13 protein-coding genes and 2 tRNA genes are annotated in these 17,519 nt (G+C 49.0%); 8 read left to right on the top strand and 7 right to left on the bottom strand.

Features of this window, described 5'->3' with window-relative positions; translation table 11 throughout:
• Positions 1-62 precede the first annotated feature (62 nt).
• The 3 genes from MHM95_RS18600 to MHM95_RS18590 are packed head-to-tail and all read right to left on the bottom strand — an operon-like array spanning position 63 to position 4,114.
• Positions 63-1,976 (bottom strand): hypothetical protein, encoded by a 1,914-nt coding sequence (locus MHM95_RS18600; RefSeq protein WP_239386002.1) that lies wholly within the window; start codon positions 1,974-1,976, stop codon positions 63-65.
• Positions 1,977-1,987: 11 nt separating this feature from the next.
• Complete coding sequence (locus tag MHM95_RS18595; RefSeq protein WP_239386001.1) at positions 1,988-3,001, bottom strand: M48 family metallopeptidase; 1,014 nt, start codon at positions 2,999-3,001, stop codon at positions 1,988-1,990.
• Positions 3,002-3,004: 3 nt separating this feature from the next.
• Positions 3,005-4,114: a YjgN family protein gene (locus MHM95_RS18590; protein ID WP_239386000.1), complete on the bottom strand. Its 1,110-nt coding sequence runs from the start codon at positions 4,112-4,114 to the stop codon at positions 3,005-3,007.
• A 160-nt stretch (positions 4,115-4,274) separates the two neighbouring features.
• Between MHM95_RS18590 and MHM95_RS18585 the strand changes: the two genes are divergently transcribed.
• From MHM95_RS18585 to msrB, 8 genes are all read left to right on the top strand, one after another.
• Positions 4,275-5,018, top strand: coding sequence for an RNA methyltransferase (locus MHM95_RS18585; protein WP_239385999.1), 744 nt, complete (start codon positions 4,275-4,277; stop codon positions 5,016-5,018).
• A gap of 42 nt (positions 5,019-5,060) precedes the next feature.
• The gene (locus MHM95_RS18580; protein ID WP_239385998.1) at positions 5,061-8,450 is read left to right on the top strand and encodes an AAA family ATPase; all 3,390 of its coding nucleotides are present in this window, start codon (positions 5,061-5,063) and stop codon (positions 8,448-8,450) included.
• Between the two features lie 30 nt (positions 8,451-8,480).
• Entirely contained in the window at positions 8,481-9,221 is a 741-nt protein-coding gene (gene zipA, locus MHM95_RS18575) for a cell division protein ZipA (RefSeq protein WP_239385997.1), read from the top strand.
• Positions 9,222-9,284: 63 nt separating this feature from the next.
• Positions 9,285-11,303: an NAD-dependent DNA ligase LigA gene (gene ligA / locus MHM95_RS18570; protein ID WP_239385996.1), complete on the top strand. Its 2,019-nt coding sequence runs from the start codon at positions 9,285-9,287 to the stop codon at positions 11,301-11,303.
• 1 nt (position 11,304) lies between these two features.
• The gene (locus MHM95_RS18565; RefSeq protein WP_239385995.1) at positions 11,305-11,649 is read left to right on the top strand and encodes a DUF3392 family protein; all 345 of its coding nucleotides are present in this window, start codon (positions 11,305-11,307) and stop codon (positions 11,647-11,649) included.
• Entirely contained in the window at positions 11,646-12,143 is a 498-nt protein-coding gene (locus MHM95_RS18560; protein WP_239385994.1) for a DUF2919 domain-containing protein, read from the top strand. Before MHM95_RS18565 ends, MHM95_RS18560 begins: the two co-directional genes overlap by 4 nt.
• Positions 12,103-12,591, top strand: a complete 489-nt coding sequence (locus MHM95_RS18555; protein WP_138508923.1) for a hypothetical protein — start codon at positions 12,103-12,105, stop codon at positions 12,589-12,591. The genes MHM95_RS18560 and MHM95_RS18555 overlap by 41 nt, the downstream gene beginning before the upstream one ends.
• Positions 12,592-12,688: 97 nt before the next feature.
• Positions 12,689-13,135 carry a peptide-methionine (R)-S-oxide reductase MsrB gene (gene msrB / locus MHM95_RS18550; RefSeq protein ID WP_053911887.1) on the top strand — a complete coding sequence of 149 codons (447 nt, stop codon included), beginning with the start codon at positions 12,689-12,691 and terminating at the stop codon, positions 13,133-13,135.
• A gap of 37 nt (positions 13,136-13,172) precedes the next feature.
• On the opposite strand, the gene MHM95_RS18545 is transcribed toward msrB, so the two are convergent.
• The 4 genes from MHM95_RS18545 to MHM95_RS18530 form a co-directional block, all read right to left on the bottom strand.
• Entirely contained in the window at positions 13,173-15,041 is a 1,869-nt protein-coding gene (locus MHM95_RS18545) for a DUF885 domain-containing protein (protein ID WP_239385993.1), read from the bottom strand.
• A gap of 93 nt (positions 15,042-15,134) precedes the next feature.
• On the bottom strand, positions 15,135-16,766 hold the full coding sequence (locus MHM95_RS18540; RefSeq protein ID WP_239385992.1) for a response regulator: 1,632 nt from the start codon (positions 16,764-16,766) through the stop codon (positions 15,135-15,137).
• 520 nt (positions 16,767-17,286) lie between these two features.
• Positions 17,287-17,362 (bottom strand) — tRNA-Val (locus MHM95_RS18535).
• Between the two features lie 32 nt (positions 17,363-17,394).
• A tRNA-Val gene (locus MHM95_RS18530) sits at positions 17,395-17,470 on the bottom strand.
• Between the last annotated feature and the right edge of the window lie 49 nt (positions 17,471-17,519).

Here is a 17,519-nt window from a genome sequence, read left to right as displayed (position 1 = left end):
AAATAACAGACTCTATTCATGCTTTGTTGCAAAAAGGCCCAACTTGAGTTGGGCCATAGCCATTATTTATTTTCTTCTAATTGCTGGGTGTCTTGGCGTTCACGAAAGCCGCCCGCTTTATCATCGCTCAGCTTGGGCGTACCATCTTCGGCGCGCGAGGCTTGGTTCACCTTGAGTATATTTTCTGCGTGCTGGAGGTCGGCTGTATTGGAAAAACCAGCGATGGTCTCACGGCCTTTTAAGAAGCCATCTATTTCATCAACGATGGTATTGAGCTCTTGCTCGTTTTTCTCCATGGTCATCACATAGCGCGGCATTTCCACATTATCGCTGCCACTACTGGCAAAGGTGCTAGTGTGGATGCGCGAGCTAACAATCCACGGCGTGATTGATGATTTAACAATGACATTTTCACTGCGAGTGGAATCGTGAATGGACATACCGGTGGAGATCTTAGACTCGGTAAAGGTGCCTTCCGTTTTCATATACAGCAGCAACGAACTAAAGCGCAACTCGGCCCAAAATACATGGCTAAAGTTCTCCAGCATACGTCCGATGGTGCTGAATATTTGCCAGAAGAAAAAACCACTGAGTAACGTCACGACCAATGCTGATAACTGCCCAAGCCACTGCTGCATTGCTGCACCATCGCCTCGTTCGGCACTGCGCACAAAGCTGTCTACGTTGTCCCATGACTGGGCTAGAAAGTCGTACAGGCCTTGAACTTTTGCGGCCAAAGCAAACAACAAGCAGGCGCCGATGACCACGCAAAGTTGCGCCGCTATGGTGCTAAATAAGCGCGTCGCTTTGAACCCTTGCGGCGCTGGAGTTGGCGTGAACTCAGGCTGAGTTTCGATTAACAGCTCACCACGAAAATCGCCTTTGCCCTGCGACTGCTCATTCAACGTGGGATCAAAGTCAATGTAGGTGCGGTTGGGGATCTCTCGATAGCGTCGATTGGCCAGCACGATATTTTCAATGTTGATAAAAATCTCATTGGGGTGCACCGACTCTTGTAAATTGGCGCGGTACTCACTTACTTCCGTTTGCGCGTTGCTTTGCTGCGCTCTCGTCGTCAACAAGTAAAACAGCGCGATACTGGCTATGGCACCCAGTGCCAATAAGGTGATAAGGCTAGGCCAGGCAGAAAAGCTAACGACTTGCTCGGTCACACTTTGCCATTGCTGCAACTCATGGGCTGAGGGAGCAAATACATGATGATAAATAAGACCGATGACCACCGGGAAAATCACCGAAAAAGCGATGACTTTTGCCAATGATGCAGCCCCCACATCTTTGAGCTGTTTAACGCGTTTAAGACTGACGGCCTTGGCTGCACTGCGCCAACATAGCAGTAGGTAGACTAAAATAAGCGCTGAAAAAATAGGAATAATAATATGGCCCGCTTTCCCGGCAAGCCCAGAAGAAGACACAAAATACGTCAATGCGAAGGCAATAAGCGCGAGCACCGTCTGCAACAACACTGCGACAATTTCTTGTGCGACATTACGCATTGGATAAGGTAAAAACACCAGCTTTGGCATAATCGAATGCACCAAGCGGCCAACCCAACCTTTGGGTTCGCTAAACGTGGTGTTTTTGCGGCCCATCAGCATCGACTCTAGAGTTTTTGCGTTGTAGGCTAACGATCCCTTTCGGCGCTCCAACTCTGCGTTTTCTTGCTCACTTTTAGTGAGGTTTAGCGCCAAGGAGCTAGGCACAGAACGACCAACAAAAAACTTAAACAACTGGAATAAACCACTGCCACAGCGCTGTAACCCCATAATCAACAGCACAAGGCCAAAGCCGGCGTAGATCCACGCCGCAACCAAGTTGTGCTCGGTGAGGGTGGTTACTTTAAAGAGGCTATATAGGCCTAATAGGGCGATACATAGGCCGCCGATGGAGCGAATTAACCCTTCCGCTTTAAAGGGGTTGGTTATGCCTAAGCCTTTTGAACCAAAATCATACGCCATAAGGGTTCCTTTTATTCTTGGGCTTGTTGAGCCCGTTCAATACGTTCAGAAATAGCAGGGTGAGAAGATAAGTACTCCCACTGCGAATCTTGCTGAGGGTCCAACTCATGAGCCTGTGCGAGCGCTTCCATGGCCTCAGCAAAGGCTTTCGATGAATAGCCTAAGCGTTTAAGTTCGCGTAATGCGTAATCATCGGCTTGGCGCTCCATATCGCGGGAAAATTGCTGTTGTAGCAACGTCGAGCCGGTGCCCATGATAATCTCAGCAAACCCTTGCAAGTCGCCAAATAATAGCGCCAACGATACCGAGGCACCCGCTGATTGCGCCGCTAAGGTGAGGCCGTGCTGATACTCGACATGACCAATTTCATGCAACAGCACCGCCAGCAGTGCGGTGTCGTTCCCTTTTAATGCGTCGGCCAACTCATCAGTTAACACGACTTGCCCATCGGGCAGAGCAAAGGCATTGGCTCCAATTTCCGGGGCGCTAAAAAAGTGCAATTGTAAATGCGAAGGCGGGTTCTCTATTTTGTTTATATGATTATGCCACAGAGTGCGAATATGTTGTTTACGGGCGTCACTCAGTTCGCTGGGTTCAAGGTAAAGGTATTTAACCGCTTCGAAACTTTGTTCTGAGGCAGCATGGACAATGGGTTCAGGCAGGGCGCGAGCCACCGTTGCAGCGGTGCTGGGAATTATTTTGAAAAATAAGACCCAGCACAGTAAGGCAGCGCCCAAAACACAGGCGCAAAGGGCCAACTTATGGCGCTCAATAGCTTCCAATGCTTTGTCCCAGCGCGACTCACTCGGCCAGCGATGCTGAGCGTCGTGGGGCACAAAGCGACTGCCATCGGCAAAGGTCAATTCCACCGGTAAGCCTGTTATTTGTTGCCCTTGCTGATAATCATCAAACTGCGCGATGAGCTCATCATCACTGAGCAGTTGCACACCAGCATCACAAAGCCAAAGCGTGGCGTGCACACTTTGGCTTTGCTTATGCAAGTAATAAACGCCCGTTACTTGCATGGCTTATCCTAATGAAAGGTCAACATCAAAGAAATCAGCTGCTTCTTCAGCAAATGATGAGTTTTGCTCACCTTGCGCGTCAGTCAGTGTTTGCGGATCGCATAAGAAGGTGATCTCAGTGGCCCGGCATAGCATTTTTGCAGTGCGTACTTTTGCCCACGGGATGGCTAAACCGAGAGTACATAACACGGCCAGGGCATTGGTGAGAGTCAGTAAGGTGTAATCTACTATGCGTAAATCGGATTTAAAACTGGCGATACCTTCGATCTCACTGCTATTGAGCAAGTGGTTACGAACATGAGTTTGATACACACCCATGTAAACGGCAAAAATAGCGGTATAGCCAACAACGAATAAGATGATTAATGCCACTGCGCTAATGGTGGTGAGCGATTGTTCAAACCCTTCAGGGTCCAGCATCATGGTTTGTAAACTCAAACCAAATACGCCAGCGATAGTCATCACTATTACACCGACAATGGCACAGGCAACATAGGCCAAAATCACAGCCAAGTAATACTCACCGCCTTTGGTGTTCACAGTGATAGGTTTATCGGCATAGCTAATTTCGCTATGTAGGTATTTATCAATGCGCTTGAGTACGTAAGGCAGCAACAAATAAAGCGTAAATACACTTACGATAGGCAACACGATAAAATTCAAAAATGCATCGCCATAGTTACCTTTAAACGCAAAGCGTACATTGCGATAGCGACTCATGCGCATATTAAAACGCATGCCCTGATTGACCATCCACGGCATTAAAAATAGCAATCCGAACACCGCTAAAACACCGAGAATAGGCACAAATTGAGTACAAAATATATAAATAACAAATAAAATAAAGGCGAGAATGCGGCCTTTTAAAATTTGTATAGGCGATGCAAGGTAATCAAAACGGTGGCCATCAAGTTGGGTGTGACCATAAAAATAGCGATAAGTGCGCACTTTGGCCCAAGCGGAATATATGCCTAGCGTCAACAACGTGAGCACGATGTTAACGATCCAAATTGAGAAAAACTCTTTCCCGGAGCCGGAAAATTCTACGCGCCGAGAGTAGGCTTCAAACTCTTGCGAGCGCGCGGATGGGGTGGGGGTAGTATCTAAGTCCATTTAAACGTCCATAAGTCCTAAGTAAATTTAAGAGCGTTAATTTAGCGTTAAGCTTAAAATATTGCAACCTGTGCAATGCAACCTTTGATCAGGGCTCCGCTTTATGCTCCCGCATGTGTATAATCGCGACTATTGTCTAGGGGAATGACGAAGGCACTGTATGCTGTCCAAAAACCAACAAAAATATTTGCGCCAGTTAGGGCAAAAGAAATATCGCCGTCAACATTATATGTTTTTAGTACAAGGGGCGAAAAACGTCCTTGAGCTATTGCAAAGCGACCATGATATTGACAGTGTCTTTGCCAGCGAAAGCTTTTTAGCGCAGCATCGCCAACTGCTGGGCTCTCGTCTCGATGCCCGCCATATTCACCAAAGCGATGAGGGAAGCCTCTCGAAAGTCAGTACGCTGGTGACCAATAACGAGGTTATTGCTGTTGCACCTATGCGCGATGTAACTATTAAGGAAACACCTTGGCAATTGGCCCTTGATGGTGTTAGCGACCCTGGCAACTTAGGCACCCTGATCCGTTTAGCGGATTGGTATGGCTTTTCGCAGATTTTACTTTCATCGAATTGTGCCGACCCATACAACCCCAAGGTGATCAGTGCGACTATGGGTTCATTCACGCGTGTGTCGTGCGCCACAGTTGCTTTACCTGAGTACCTGCAACAGCTTGATAAACCTGTTTACGGTGCATTTCTAGGTGGCACTAACGTGCACCATGTCGAATTTGCTCAGCAAGGGGTGCTCGTTATGGGCAGTGAGTCTCATGGTATCAGTGAGGCGGTAGGTCAAGCTATCACAGAACGCATTACCATTAACGGGTACGGCGGAGCAGAGTCGCTGAATGTGGCTATTGCCAGTGGCATAATTTTAGATAATATAAAGCGTTGTAGCGGTTAGGCCGCAGCCACCAAACATAAAGTCATAATAACTGGGGCATCAATGCGCTTAAGCAGCATTAAGCTGGCGGGGTTTAAGTCCTTCGTCGAGGCAACAAAAATACCTTTTCCCGACGCCATGACCTGTGTCGTCGGCCCTAACGGCTGTGGCAAATCGAATGTGATTGATGCCGTGCGTTGGGTGTTAGGAGAAAGCTCGGCAAAGAATTTACGTGGCGACGCGATGAGCGACGTTATTTTTAATGGTGCAGCCACCCGAAAGCCGGTCTCCCAAGCCGCCGTTGAACTCATTTTTGATAACACGCAAGGGCGTTTGCCTGGCACTATGGCATCACGTAACCAAGTAGCCATTAAGCGTGTTGTCACCCGCGATGGTCAATCCCTGTATTACCTCAACGGCAGTAAATGTCGTAAGCGAGATATCACCGACATTTTTCTCGGCACCGGCTTGGGCCCGCGTAGTTACGCCATTATCGAGCAAGGGATGATTTCCCGGCTTATCGAAAGTAAACCTCATGAGCTGCGAGTGTTTATCGAAGAAGCCGCTGGCGTATCGAAATACAAAGAGCGCCGCAGAGAGACACAGACCCGCATTCGCAGCACCCGCGAAAACCTTGAGCGCTTGCTTGATGTGCGTAGTGAACTGCAAGCTCAACTCGATAAACTTGATACTCAGGCGCAGCAAGCCCAGCAATACCGTGAACTCAAAGCCCGGCAACGACAGCTAAAAAGTGAACTGGCGGTGTTGAAATGGCAAAAACTGCATGCCCAGCAACTGGAAAAATCGCAACAACTCGCGCAGTTAAAAGAGCAGCTCACCTTTATTAAAGAAGCACACAGTGGTGAGCAAGATGTACTCAGCGCCTATCAACAGCAAGTTGATGATACCCAGCACGCTTTAGCCGCTGCACAGCAACAGCAGTTCCAAATTGATAATCAGTTGGCGCGAGTCGAGCAGCAACATATTCATAGCAAACAGCAGCTGCAGCAGTTGCATGCAACATTGCAGCAAAGTGATGAAAAGCACCAAGCGCTGGTGGTTGATAAGCGCCAGCAAAAAGACGCGGTGGCGCAAAAGCAGCGAGAGTTAGCGCAGGTGCGTGAACAGTTGGAATTATTGCAAGCACAAGCAGAGCAGTTAACTGAGCAGCACCTTGTCGCGCAAGAACAATTTGAGCAACTGCAAAACCAGCAACATCAACAGCGTGAGCAGCTGTACCAAAACCAGCAGCAAGTCCAACAAAGCCAGAATGAGTTGCACGCACTGAGCGCGGAGCAACGAAGTAACACTGAGCAACTGCAAGAGGTGCAAGAGCAACTCAAGGCGCACCACGAGCAACCTATTAATCAACAGCTGCAAGATAGTGAAGCTGAGGTCAAAACCTTGACCACCCAGTTAGCCAGTGCCAAAAGTGAGCAGCAGCGTGTCGAAAAGCAATTAACTGCGGCGCAACAGGCCTATCAACAGGGCAAAAACGAATATCAACAACACCAAGATCAAGCGCGTCAACTGAGTGCCAAACAACAAGCGATGGCGGAGTTGCTCGCACAGCACCAAGAGCAGCAAAGTCTATTGTTTCAGCTCGAGGTGCAAAGCGGTTATGAAGCGATAATTGAGGCGGCACTGATGCAGTTACAGCATTTGCAGTTAACTGAGCAGCGCCAGGGGAGTTGGCTACAGCCCACCGAGCACCAGGTTAAAGCCGAGGCTGTCAGTGCGTTTATCCAGCAAGGCGAGTACCCCGACCTGCTTGACCGTATCGCCTATGTCGAAAATGGTGATATTACGCTGTTGGCAGATGACTATTGGTTTGCGGTGGTTGACAGTCAAGGTACTTTGCACGGTCGTCATTGGGCGCTCGAAAACGAGCAAGCACAACAAGGCATCTTAGCTAAGCGTCAGCAACTGGCGCAACTTGATAGCCAGCTTGAGAGTGCACAGCGAGAGCAACAACAAAGTGAGCAATATCTACAACAGCTGCATGAGGAGCGAGGGCAGTATACGCAGCAACTGGACAATAGTAAGAAGCAAGTGCATGAGCTTTCACGTAGCCATGCCAGCATGCAAACCCGTTTAGAATTATTGCGCGAGCAGCAACAACAATGGCAACAGCAACAACAACGCCTCAGTGAAAAACAACAAGCGTTGATGACCCGAGACCGTGAGCTTCAAGATAAGTATGCACTTACTGATGAGCAGTTCCAGCAGGCACAGGAACTGTTGGAACAAGCGCAGCAGCACAATGAGCAATTGCAGGGTCAGTACGAGCAGGGTCAACAGCACCTGCGCCAATGCGAGCAGCAGTTGCGGGAGCATCAAGCTCGAGTCGCAGATATGCGTCTTAGCGCAGAGCGTCAGCAAAGTGAGTTGTCCCTCAGTGAGAATAAGCTGGCACACATCGACAATGAGTTAAGCCGCTTGGCGTTAACGGTGGAGCAGGCTCAGGCGCAGCAGCAAGTGCTGGAGCAGCCGCTTGAGCAAATGGCCGAGCAAATTGAAACCTTGTTGCAGGAAAAAGAGCGCCTGAGCGAGCAGCAGGTTGATTTGCGCCATCAGCTTGATTCAGTACAGCAAAACTATGAGCAAAATAAGTCACGCTTAGCCCAAGGTGAGCAGCAGCGTGAGCAATTGCAAGAGCAGATTCAGCAGGCGCTATTGGCGGAGCAAACCCTGACACTGAGAGCGCAGCAGGCGCTAGCACCATTAGAAGAGCTCAAAGTCACGCTCAAAGAGGTGCTCGAAAGCCTTGATGACGATGCCGCAGTGGGTCGCTGGCAAGCACAACTCACGCAAATTGATAAGCAGTTAGACACGCTTGGCGCTGTTAACCTGGCGGCGATTGATGAGTTTGCCAGTGCCAAGCAGCGCAAAGCTTACCTTGATGAGCAGCTACAAGATTTAACCGATGCCTTGGAGATTTTAGAGTCGGCGATTGCTAAAATTGACCGCCAGACCAAAGCGCAATTTAAAAGTACCTTTGATCAGATTAATGATGATCTCAAAGAGTTGTTCCCTAAGGTCTTTGGCGGCGGCTCAGCCTATTTGGAATTAACCAGCGATGATTTGCTGGAAAGCGGGGTCGCTATCATGGCTCGTCCGCCAGGCAAGAAAAATTCAACGATCCATTTGCTAAGTGGTGGAGAAAAAGCGCTGACCGCATTATCATTGGTGTTTTCAATATTCAGGCTCAATCCAGCCCCGTTTTGTATGCTTGATGAGGTGGATGCACCTCTGGATGATGCCAATGTCGGTCGTTTTTGTCGTTTGGTCGAGGAAATGTCGCAAACAGTGCAGTTTATTTATATAAGTCATAACAAAATAGCCATGGAGATGGCAGGGCGTTTAACCGGCGTGACCATGGCTGAGCCTGGTGTGTCGCGTATGGTTGCGGTGGATATTGAGCAAGCAGTGGAAATGGCTCAAGCCAGTTAAGTTAAACAAACACAGAATAAAGGTGAGGGGATGGCCGAAAATCTCAGATGGGTATTAATTTTAATCAGTGCAGTGGTCATTGGTGGTTTGCTAGTTCATGGCTTGTGGTCAGTACGCAAACGCTCTCAAGCAGTCGAGAACAAACCAGCTAAAGCTAAACCACAGCCAAAGGCAGAGCCCCATGAACCGCACAACACGCAAGAGACGGTGAGTCGTTCTGAACCTGAGCCAGCATCAGTGCAGCATGACGAGCCCAGCTTTGGTGCTATCGACGATGAACCAAGCATTGGCGAAATTAACATTGATGACGAGCCCGCAGCGGCGCATGAAGAAACTGAAGCGAATAGTGACAGCGAGCAGCCAGCAGAAGATTTTGTGATCATTCACGTGCATATGCCTGAAGGGCTGCAAATGCAAGGAGCTAAGTTATTACCCTTAGTGCTGACCTTAGGGTTTAAATATTCCGACGATGGCTTTTTCCACCGTCACGAGCAAGCCAGCGGTCAGGGCCCGGTGTTGTTCCGTATGGTTAACATGTACAACCCAGGCACTTTTGACGTCGACAATATGGAGCAGTTCAGCACTGCAGGCGTGAGCTTATTTATGACTTTGCCTAACGATGGCGAAGCCATGGCCACCTTTAATATGTTGCACAGCGCGGCGAAGAAAGTGGCAGATGAGTTTGGCGCTGAGTTATTAGATCATAACCGCCAGCCACTGAGCGTTAGCACCGTGCGTGAATACGTCGAAAAAGTACGTGAATACGCTTAATATCACATTCTGTAAGTAGTAGCAGCCACCCACTTGATGCGGTGGCTTTTTTATGAGGAACTTATGAGTAGCACGCCAGAGCAACGCATTGCACAATTGCGCCTTGAGATAGAAGAGCACAATTACAACTACTACGTATTGGATAACCCCAGCATTCCTGATGCCGAATATGATCGTTTGCTGCGCGAGTTACAGGCGCTCGAAAACGAACACCCACATTTGCTTAGCCCAGACTCTCCCAGCCAAAAGGTCGGCGGCACAGCACTGAGCAAGTTTGCTCAAGTCACCCACCAAGTGCCGATGTTATCCTTGGATAATGCCTTTGATGAGAGCGAATTCAACGCCTTTAATAAACGTATTCAAGACCGCTTGGCAGACACGCAAGCACTGGCGTTTTGCTGTGAGCCCAAGCTAGACGGTTTAGCAGTGTCGATTTTGTACCGCGACGGCGTATTAGTGCAAGCTGCAACGCGCGGCGACGGCCAAGTTGGTGAAAATATTACCGAGAACGTTAAAACCATTCGTAATATTCCCCTAAAGCTGCGGGGTGATTACCCACAAGAGTTAGAAGTGCGCGGCGAAGTGTTTATGGATTTAGCGGGTTTTGCGCGCCTTAACGAAGAGGCGACAAAAAACGAGGGCAAAGTGTTTGCCAATCCACGCAATGCCGCAGCGGGAAGCCTGCGTCAGTTAGACTCTAAAATTACCGCTAAGCGGCCATTGATGTTTTATGCCTACTCGATGGGGCAAATTACCGGGGCCGATTTGGCCGACGGCCATTATGAGCAGCTGCACCAATTAAAAGACTGGGGATTGCCGCTGTGTCCGGAGACCAAGCTTGTCAACGGCACAGAGCAGGCGATTGCTTACTATCAAGACATTTTAACCCGCCGAGGCGAGCTTAAATATGAAATTGATGGGGTGGTAATTAAAGTGAATAATAAGGCTCATCAGCAACGTTTAGGCTTTGTCGCCCGAGCGCCGCGCTGGGCTATTGCCTATAAATTTCCGGCGCAAGAAGAGATCACCCAGTTACTGGATGTGGAATTCCAAGTGGGCCGTACTGGGGCAATTACCCCCGTAGCCCGCTTACACCCGGTGTACGTAGGGGGGGTGACAGTATCCAACGCCACACTGCACAATGGTGATGAAATAGCCCGCTTAGGCGTAAAAGTTGGTGATACCGTGGTGGTGCGCCGAGCTGGTGATGTGATCCCTCAAATAACTCAAGTGGTGCTTGAGCGCCGCCCCGCAGATGCCAAGGAGATTGTCTTTCCGCAGCAGTGCCCAGTCTGTGATTCCCACGTTGAGCGTATAGAGGGCGAGGCTGTGGCGCGATGCAGCGGTGGTTTGGTATGTGCTGCGCAGCGTAAAGAGGCCATTAAACACTTTGCCTCACGCAAAGCCATGGATATCGATGGCCTCGGCGATAAAATTGTAGAGCAGTTGGTGGAGCGCGAATTAATCCACACGCCAGCAGAGCTTTTTCAACTGCGTCAGGGTCATTTTGAGAGCCTTGAGCGTATGGGGCCTAAATCTGCAGCCAACCTAGTCAGTGCCCTTGAAGCGGCGAAAGAAACTACCTTGGCTAAGTTTATTTACGCGCTGGGGATCCGTGAAGTGGGAGAGGCCACCGCACAAAACTTGGCCATGCACTATCGCACCCTCGACGCGCTAATGCAGGCCGACGTCGAAAGCTTACAAGAGGTCAGCGATGTCGGTGAAGTGGTGGCTAAACACATAGTGAGTTTCTTTAGTGAGACGTTAAATCAGCAAGTGGTTGAGGAATTACTAAAGCAAGGGCTGCACTGGCCGGCTATTGAAGTGAAAGCCGATAACGAGCAACCACTCAATGGTCTAACCTATGTGATCACCGGTACCTTAAGCCAGCTAAGTCGCAATGACGCCAAAGCGAGATTACAAGCATTAGGGGCGAAGGTTGCGGGCAGCGTCTCGGCTAAAACTCATGCCTTAGTGGCTGGGGAAAAAGCGGGCTCGAAGCTAACCAAAGCGCAAGAATTGGGAGTGGATGTGCTCTCAGAAGAGGCGCTGCTCGAATTGCTAAGCGAGCATGGCGGTTAATATGAGTGACTTCAGTAACTGGCTGAAATCAGGCCTTTATCAACTGGGACAATGGCTATCGCCTTATCTTGGTGATATTGCCTTGGTGTTTGTGGTGTGCATTATCGGCCTGTATGCCGCTGATGTGATCAAGGCGGTGAAAAAAGTAGTTGCTGCGAAGCACTTTATGCTGCGCACCTTAGTGTTTGTGCTGGTGAGTGCATTCGGCTTGGGAGCGCTTACGCTGTGGGTAAGTCCTCTGATCGCTAAATTATTGATGCTCTTTGGCAGCACTTATCTGCCACTGACGGTACTGGTGGCGTTTATATTGGTGGGAGTGTTAGCCGATAGGAAGTCGCAGCTGTGAATCGCTATGGCCCCGAGTATTGGGATAAACACGGTGCTTATCGCACCCCTATAGGCTTTACTTTGTCCCTACTGGTGCTGCTTCGGGCTTATCTAATTTGGGCGTTTGCAGCGATTTCGCGACGCCCCGAGCTTGATTTAGTCGCCTTGGTATACCAACAAAAACGTGACTTCTTTATTGCCTTAGGGATTGGTGCCATTGCCTTAGTCCCTGCGGTGCTTTACTCATTGCGCCGACCCAGCTCGAGCCTGAAACTCAAACCTTTATGGCGGTTTATGCGTTGGCCGTTATTAGTGTGCGCGATATTGGATTTTACTTGGATCATGCTCCAAGCCGCTCAGCAGTATTATCAGTTCTCCCTCCATTTAGCCCTACAGGGAGTCATGGTTGCGTGGGTCATACTGTATTTATTGCGTAGTCGCTACCTCAAAGTCTTTTTCGCTGACTGGCCGGATGAACTGGAAAGCAAAAAAGACGGTACAGATAAGCGCTAACCAGATGAAGGTCGTCAACGCCGCCCGAGCTGTAGATGTAATGCTTGCTAAATACACCTTATTGGCTCTACCCGTGGTGGTGTTAATTATGGTTTTGACGTTATCTTGGCCTTGGTTAACACTGATCATCGGGGGGGGCTACTTGGTGGCGCTAAGCTCATGCCTTTATCGTCTCACGGCGCTGTTCAGGACGCGCAACCCCATTAGCAATTTTATTCATCGTCAGCAGGGTCAACTCAGAGTGTGCTCACTAGCAGGGGTTTATGATCTCCATGGCCCGTGGCAGAGTATTCCCTTACATAATATCAGACACATTAGGGTGTACGACCATCGTATGTGCATTGTCACTAGCAATAGCGAGTGTGAGCTGAGTTTAGTCGCTACGCGTGACGCGCTATTGGCATACATGCGCGCTATTATGGCCGATACACAGGTCGATATTACATAGCTCATGTGGCTAAGCAGTGGTCCTAAAAGCAGCCTCGCTGTGGCGTTAGCTTTGCTGTTATATCATCTTAAGGCATTATCAAATTTAAGGAGTGTTTATGCTTAATTGGCAAGACATCATGCGTATGAGTGAAAAAGGCAACCCCGAGCCTCCTTATCGTGTGGAAAAAAGCGATGAACAGTGGCGGCAGCAACTCAGTGACGAAGCGTTTTATGTGACTCGCCAAAAAGGCACTGAACGTCCATATAGTAGCGATTCATGCACTCTTTTTGAGCCAGGGCGTTACCTTTGTGTGTGCTGCGATAACGTTTTATTCGCCGGTGATGAGAAATTCGACAGCGGCAGCGGTTGGCCTTCTTTTACGCAACCGGCACAAGCCAACGCTATCGCCTACATCAGTGATAGTAGCCATGGGATGCAGCGGATTGAAGCGGTGTGCAACGTGTGTGATGCGCATTTGGGGCATGTGTTCCCGGATGGCCCGCCACCGTCTCACCTGCGCTACTGTATTAACGCAGTGGCCATTTATAAAGGCGAGGATTAAAGGAGTACGGGGCGAGGTAGCTCGCCCCATGCAAAGGTTATTGTTGACTGGCTATCCAAGCATCAATGTCTTGCTCAACAATCGCCATGGGGCGAGCCCCGGGAGTGAGAATAACATCGTGAAACGCTTTTATATCGAACTTGTCGCCTAGTGCTTTACGTGCCTTGTCACGAAGCTCGACCAGTTTGATCATACCTAGTTTGTAACCCAAGGCCTGACCTGGCCACGCAATATAGCGGTCAATGGCAGAGACCACATCACTCATAGCGGTGCCTGTAGCCTCGGCAAAATAATCAATGGCTTGCTGGCGAGTCCATTTTTTATAGTGCAGGCCGGTGTCTACCACCAAACGTGCAGCGCGGTACACTTCAGCCTGTAATCGTCCTAAGTCACCAAACGGGTCGCCCTGATACATCCCCATCTCATAAGCGACGAGCTCGGAGTAAAGCGCCCAGCCCTCGACATAGGCATTAAAGGAGGCATTTTGGCGCATCAGGCCAATATCTTGTTGCAACATATTCAATGCGATTTGGAAATGGTGTCCCGGTACGGCCTCATGGTATGTGAGTGTTTTCATGCCGAAGCTGGGAACCGCTTTCATATCCTTGAGGTTAATAAAAAATACACCAGGGCGTGAACCGTCCAGCGATGGGCCGTTATAGTAGCCGCCGGCGGAGCCTGCCTCAACAGCGACAGGAATACGACGCACCTCTACTTTTTGTGGTGGTAAGGTGGAGAAATACTGCGGCGCCTTGGCGACAATTTTGCTTATCTCACCGCGTAAAAAGGTGAGTAGCTCGGCTCGCCCTGCATCGCTATCTTCATATAAAAAGCGAGGTTCGTTATTGAGTTGCTGCATGCGCTTGCCAACGCTGCCTTCACTGTAGCCGTTGGCTTTAAGGATTTCATCCATACGTTCGGTAATGCGCGCGACCTCATCAAGGCCTAGCTGGTGGATTTGCTCGGCAGTGAGCGTGGAGTCCCCTAAGTAAGTGATTTCATGCTGATAGAAAGCATCGCCATTTGGTTGCGCCCAAATACCGACATCAGTGGGCGCGTGCTCTTCAAGCGCCGCCATGTCTTTGCTTACACCCGCAAAACCAGGATAAATCTCTGTGCGCACGAGTGTCTCGGCAGTGTTTATGTAATCCTGGCGTTGGCGCTCATCAAGGCCGTCGATAGCACTTAGCTTGTTGGCGAATGAGGCAACAAGCGGGTGCTCGCTGGGTTGCACAGCGGTAAAATTAGTTAAATAACCCAATGTGTTTGCAAACAAGGGTTTCGGTAATATGACGCCAAGCTTGGCGTCGGCTTTAAGTTTTTCTCTGACCTGTGCAATAACCTCGGCAAAACCACGTAGACGAGCAAGGTAATTGTCAGCATCTTCAATGTCTGAGACCTCATGCTGATCCTTTAGCAGGTTGGGTAAATCGATGAGCGGACCGGACAGTTGGTTGACCACGTAAGGTAGGTGCCCGCCCCAGGTATCGATATAGCCCGCTGCAAAGTCCTCGTCACCAGCATAATAGCGAGCAATTACCTCATTGACGCGCAGGTGCAATAACTCATCCGCAGCCAGATCAGGGTGTTGCAGTGCTGCTAATTGCTCGCCAGCGCGGCGCATATCTTTTTGCAGTTGCTGCATACCGGCCACCGAATAATCAGGGAGCTGGCGGTTATAGTCACCATAACTTTGCTCTGGTAGCTTAAGCGACGTGGCTAGGGCGCTTTGATGGCTGATAAAGGTTTTGGTGTATTGCTCTACGGCATTATGAACTTGCTCAGCCGTTGGCGCTTGATTGCGTTGCTGAGTTGGTTGCTCTGTTTTTGCGATGGTTTGGGGGGCTTCAGAGCAGCCTACTAAAGCTAAAGTGATGGCAAGAGCAAGGGTGTTGATTGGCTTCATTGTTGTCCGTGTTTTTTATTGTCGTTGGGTAGTGACTTAATATACACGCTTGGCATAGCAAAGCTAGCAAGGTGCGAGCAACAATCTCGGCGGTTAAGCGATATGTGAGTGCTTGTTAATATATTTCTGCTTTATCTTTTCAAAGCGTTCGCCCATCTCCGCATCTAAATCTGCCTGTTCCAGTAAGCTTACACACTTGTTGGCAAGTTGCTGGTTAAACGTCATGCCTTGGCGGGTGCTGCCTTCATACAAGCACTGCAATAAGTTTAGGGCAATACTGCGGTTTTTCGGCATCACCCGAAAAGCCTGAGTAAAAGCTTCCAGTGCCAATAAGTAATTGCCCTGTTTAAATTTCTCTACCGCATGGTTGTTCAACTCACGCGGCCCCATGCGTAAATCTCGGCGCTCACTTTGCTGTTGAATGACGCTTTTTAGTTGCAACTCAGAGCGTCTCTCAGGGTAGCGCTCACAATGATCGATAATCTTGTTAAACAATGCCTGGGCTTGCGTGTGAAAGCCTAGCTCATGGTATGCCTTGGCTTGATCAAGGGCACCATCAATAGAGCGAATAGGGGAGTCATCAATGACCAGCTGCTCGATAAGCATTTTGGCTTTGTGGTGTTCATCTTTTAAATAATGAAGCCGCGCGTTAAGAACATCCACCTGGGTTTGTTGCTGGGCGTCAGGAAACTGCTTTTTTAGGTCATTAAGGTATTTTGTCGTTTGTCGGGTAACGCGGGATATTTGCTCGCTTTGATCGGTTGTCAGGGCATAATCAATACCTGCTCGAGCGGCATTAAGGTAGACCTCAGGGTTATCGTGTACTGAGTGGCGAGCAAACTTAGCAATATCACGTTTAGCTAGGTAAGTTTGTTCATAATCATGATTGATCTGCGCTACCTGCGAGAGAGACTCTTGACGCTCTAGGTTGCGCGGAGCCATAGTGGTAGCCGCACTTAAGTACTCTTGAGCCTGCTCGAATTGATTCAATTTTATCTCTAACTGCCCTAATAAGTCATAAGCAACAAGACGGGTTTCAGTACGCTCTAGCAGGGTTTTGAGCATGCGGTGGGCGAGGTTATGCTCGTTGTTTCCAATAAGCGCTTCAACTAAGCCAATGCGCGCCCAGGTAAATTTTTGAATATCCAATACAGATTTAAAGAAGGCTTTTGCCTGCTCATATTGCTGCTGCAGTAGCAGTGCATCTCCCTTAAGGCGCAGTAGCACAGCCGCATAACCTTGTTGGCTGGCAAGTTTAGTATCGATCATCTTTACTGCTTTGGAGTAATTCTCATCATCCATAAGCTGGAAAATATCCTTGAGCGCGCGTTTGCGTTTCACTACGCGCTCGATACGGCTTTTCAGTTCTAGGGTATTGAAGGGTTTTACTAAAAAGTCATCGGGGTGTAGCTCAAGCACACTGTGTACTAATGCCCCCGAAGTTTCTGCAGAAATAAAAATAAAGCCGGTGGCGCCCTTGATCAGCTTATTTACCTTGAGCTCTTCATATAATTGATAGCCATCTTGGTGCTTGCTTAAGTTAAACGCACAGATGATCAAGTCGAAAGCGTCTTCTTTACATAATGTTTTGGCGACAACGGCATTTTCAGCAAAGCGTAAGCGTCTGTAGCCCAAACGCTCTAAAGATTGCTTCATATAGCTAAGTGCTAATGGCTGCTCTTCAATGATTAATATATGCGCTGAGCTGGAAACTTGCTGGGCCATACCGCTACTAGGGAGATGTTATTTAAACCGACTATATAAACTAGTCTAGCTGCTGACAAGTAAATCGCGAATAAAGCCAGAAAATGCTGGTGAAGAGAGTAAAAGCTGTGCAGTCATGGTTAATGTGCAGGCGTTGGGTAATAAGAAGATGGCATGTTGAGTACCTAAGGCTTTATATTACAAGGCGTTTATTGTGCCTTATATCTAAAGAGTATCTATATGGTGGGTTGTACTGGTTTTGAGCCAGTGATTTTTGCTTTGGAATAGGGAACGAGTGCAATGCTGAGCATCGAGGATTTTATATCTGGTGAGTGTCTATATGGTGGGTTGTACTGGGTTTGAGCCAGTGATTCTAGCCTTGGAATAGGGATTGAGTGCGATGCCGAGCATCGAGGGTTTTATATCTGCTGAGTGTCTATATGGTGGGTTGTACTGGGTTTGAGCCGGTGATTCTAGCCTTGGAATAGGAAGCGAGTGCGATGCTGAGCATCGAGGGTTTTATATCTGGTGAGTGTCTATATGGTGGGTTGTACTGGACTTGAACCAGTGACCCTCGCCTTGTAAGGGCGATGCTCTCCCAACTGAGCTAACAACCCATATAGAGTGGTGCACATGAAGCACGGTAGAATGGTGGGTTGTACTGGACTTGAACCAGTGACCCTCGCCTTGTAAGGGCGATGCTCTCCCAACTGAGCTAACAACCCGGGTCTAAGTTATTCTATATGCGATACTCGAAGATGAGTAAATGGTGGG

The organism is Pseudoalteromonas sp. CnMc7-15 (genome assembly GCF_022347925.1).
In the GTDB taxonomy this organism is placed as follows: Bacteria; Pseudomonadota; Gammaproteobacteria; order Enterobacterales; family Alteromonadaceae; genus Pseudoalteromonas; species Pseudoalteromonas ruthenica.
This window is presented reverse-complemented; position numbering and strand designations above follow the sequence as displayed.

Coding starts and splice junctions, on each gene's coding strand:
- MHM95_RS18540 (WP_239385992.1), bottom strand. CDS start 16,766: ATGGCCCAGCAAGTTTCCAGCTCAGCGCATATATTAATCATTGAAGAG.
- msrB (WP_053911887.1), top strand. CDS start 12,689: ATGCTTAATTGGCAAGACATCATGCGTATGAGTGAAAAAGGCAACCCC.
- MHM95_RS18580 (WP_239385998.1), top strand. CDS start 5,061: ATGCGCTTAAGCAGCATTAAGCTGGCGGGGTTTAAGTCCTTCGTCGAG.
- MHM95_RS18585 (WP_239385999.1), top strand. CDS start 4,275: ATGCTGTCCAAAAACCAACAAAAATATTTGCGCCAGTTAGGGCAAAAG.
- MHM95_RS18565 (WP_239385995.1), top strand. CDS start 11,305: ATGAGTGACTTCAGTAACTGGCTGAAATCAGGCCTTTATCAACTGGGA.
- zipA (WP_239385997.1), top strand. CDS start 8,481: ATGGCCGAAAATCTCAGATGGGTATTAATTTTAATCAGTGCAGTGGTC.
- MHM95_RS18595 (WP_239386001.1), bottom strand. CDS start 3,001: ATGCAAGTAACGGGCGTTTATTACTTGCATAAGCAAAGCCAAAGTGTG.
- MHM95_RS18555 (WP_138508923.1), top strand. CDS start 12,103: ATGAACTGGAAAGCAAAAAAGACGGTACAGATAAGCGCTAACCAGATG.
- MHM95_RS18545 (WP_239385993.1), bottom strand. CDS start 15,041: ATGAAGCCAATCAACACCCTTGCTCTTGCCATCACTTTAGCTTTAGTA.
- ligA (WP_239385996.1), top strand. CDS start 9,285: ATGAGTAGCACGCCAGAGCAACGCATTGCACAATTGCGCCTTGAGATA.
- MHM95_RS18600 (WP_239386002.1), bottom strand. CDS start 1,976: ATGGCGTATGATTTTGGTTCAAAAGGCTTAGGCATAACCAACCCCTTT.
- MHM95_RS18590 (WP_239386000.1), bottom strand. CDS start 4,114: ATGGACTTAGATACTACCCCCACCCCATCCGCGCGCTCGCAAGAGTTT.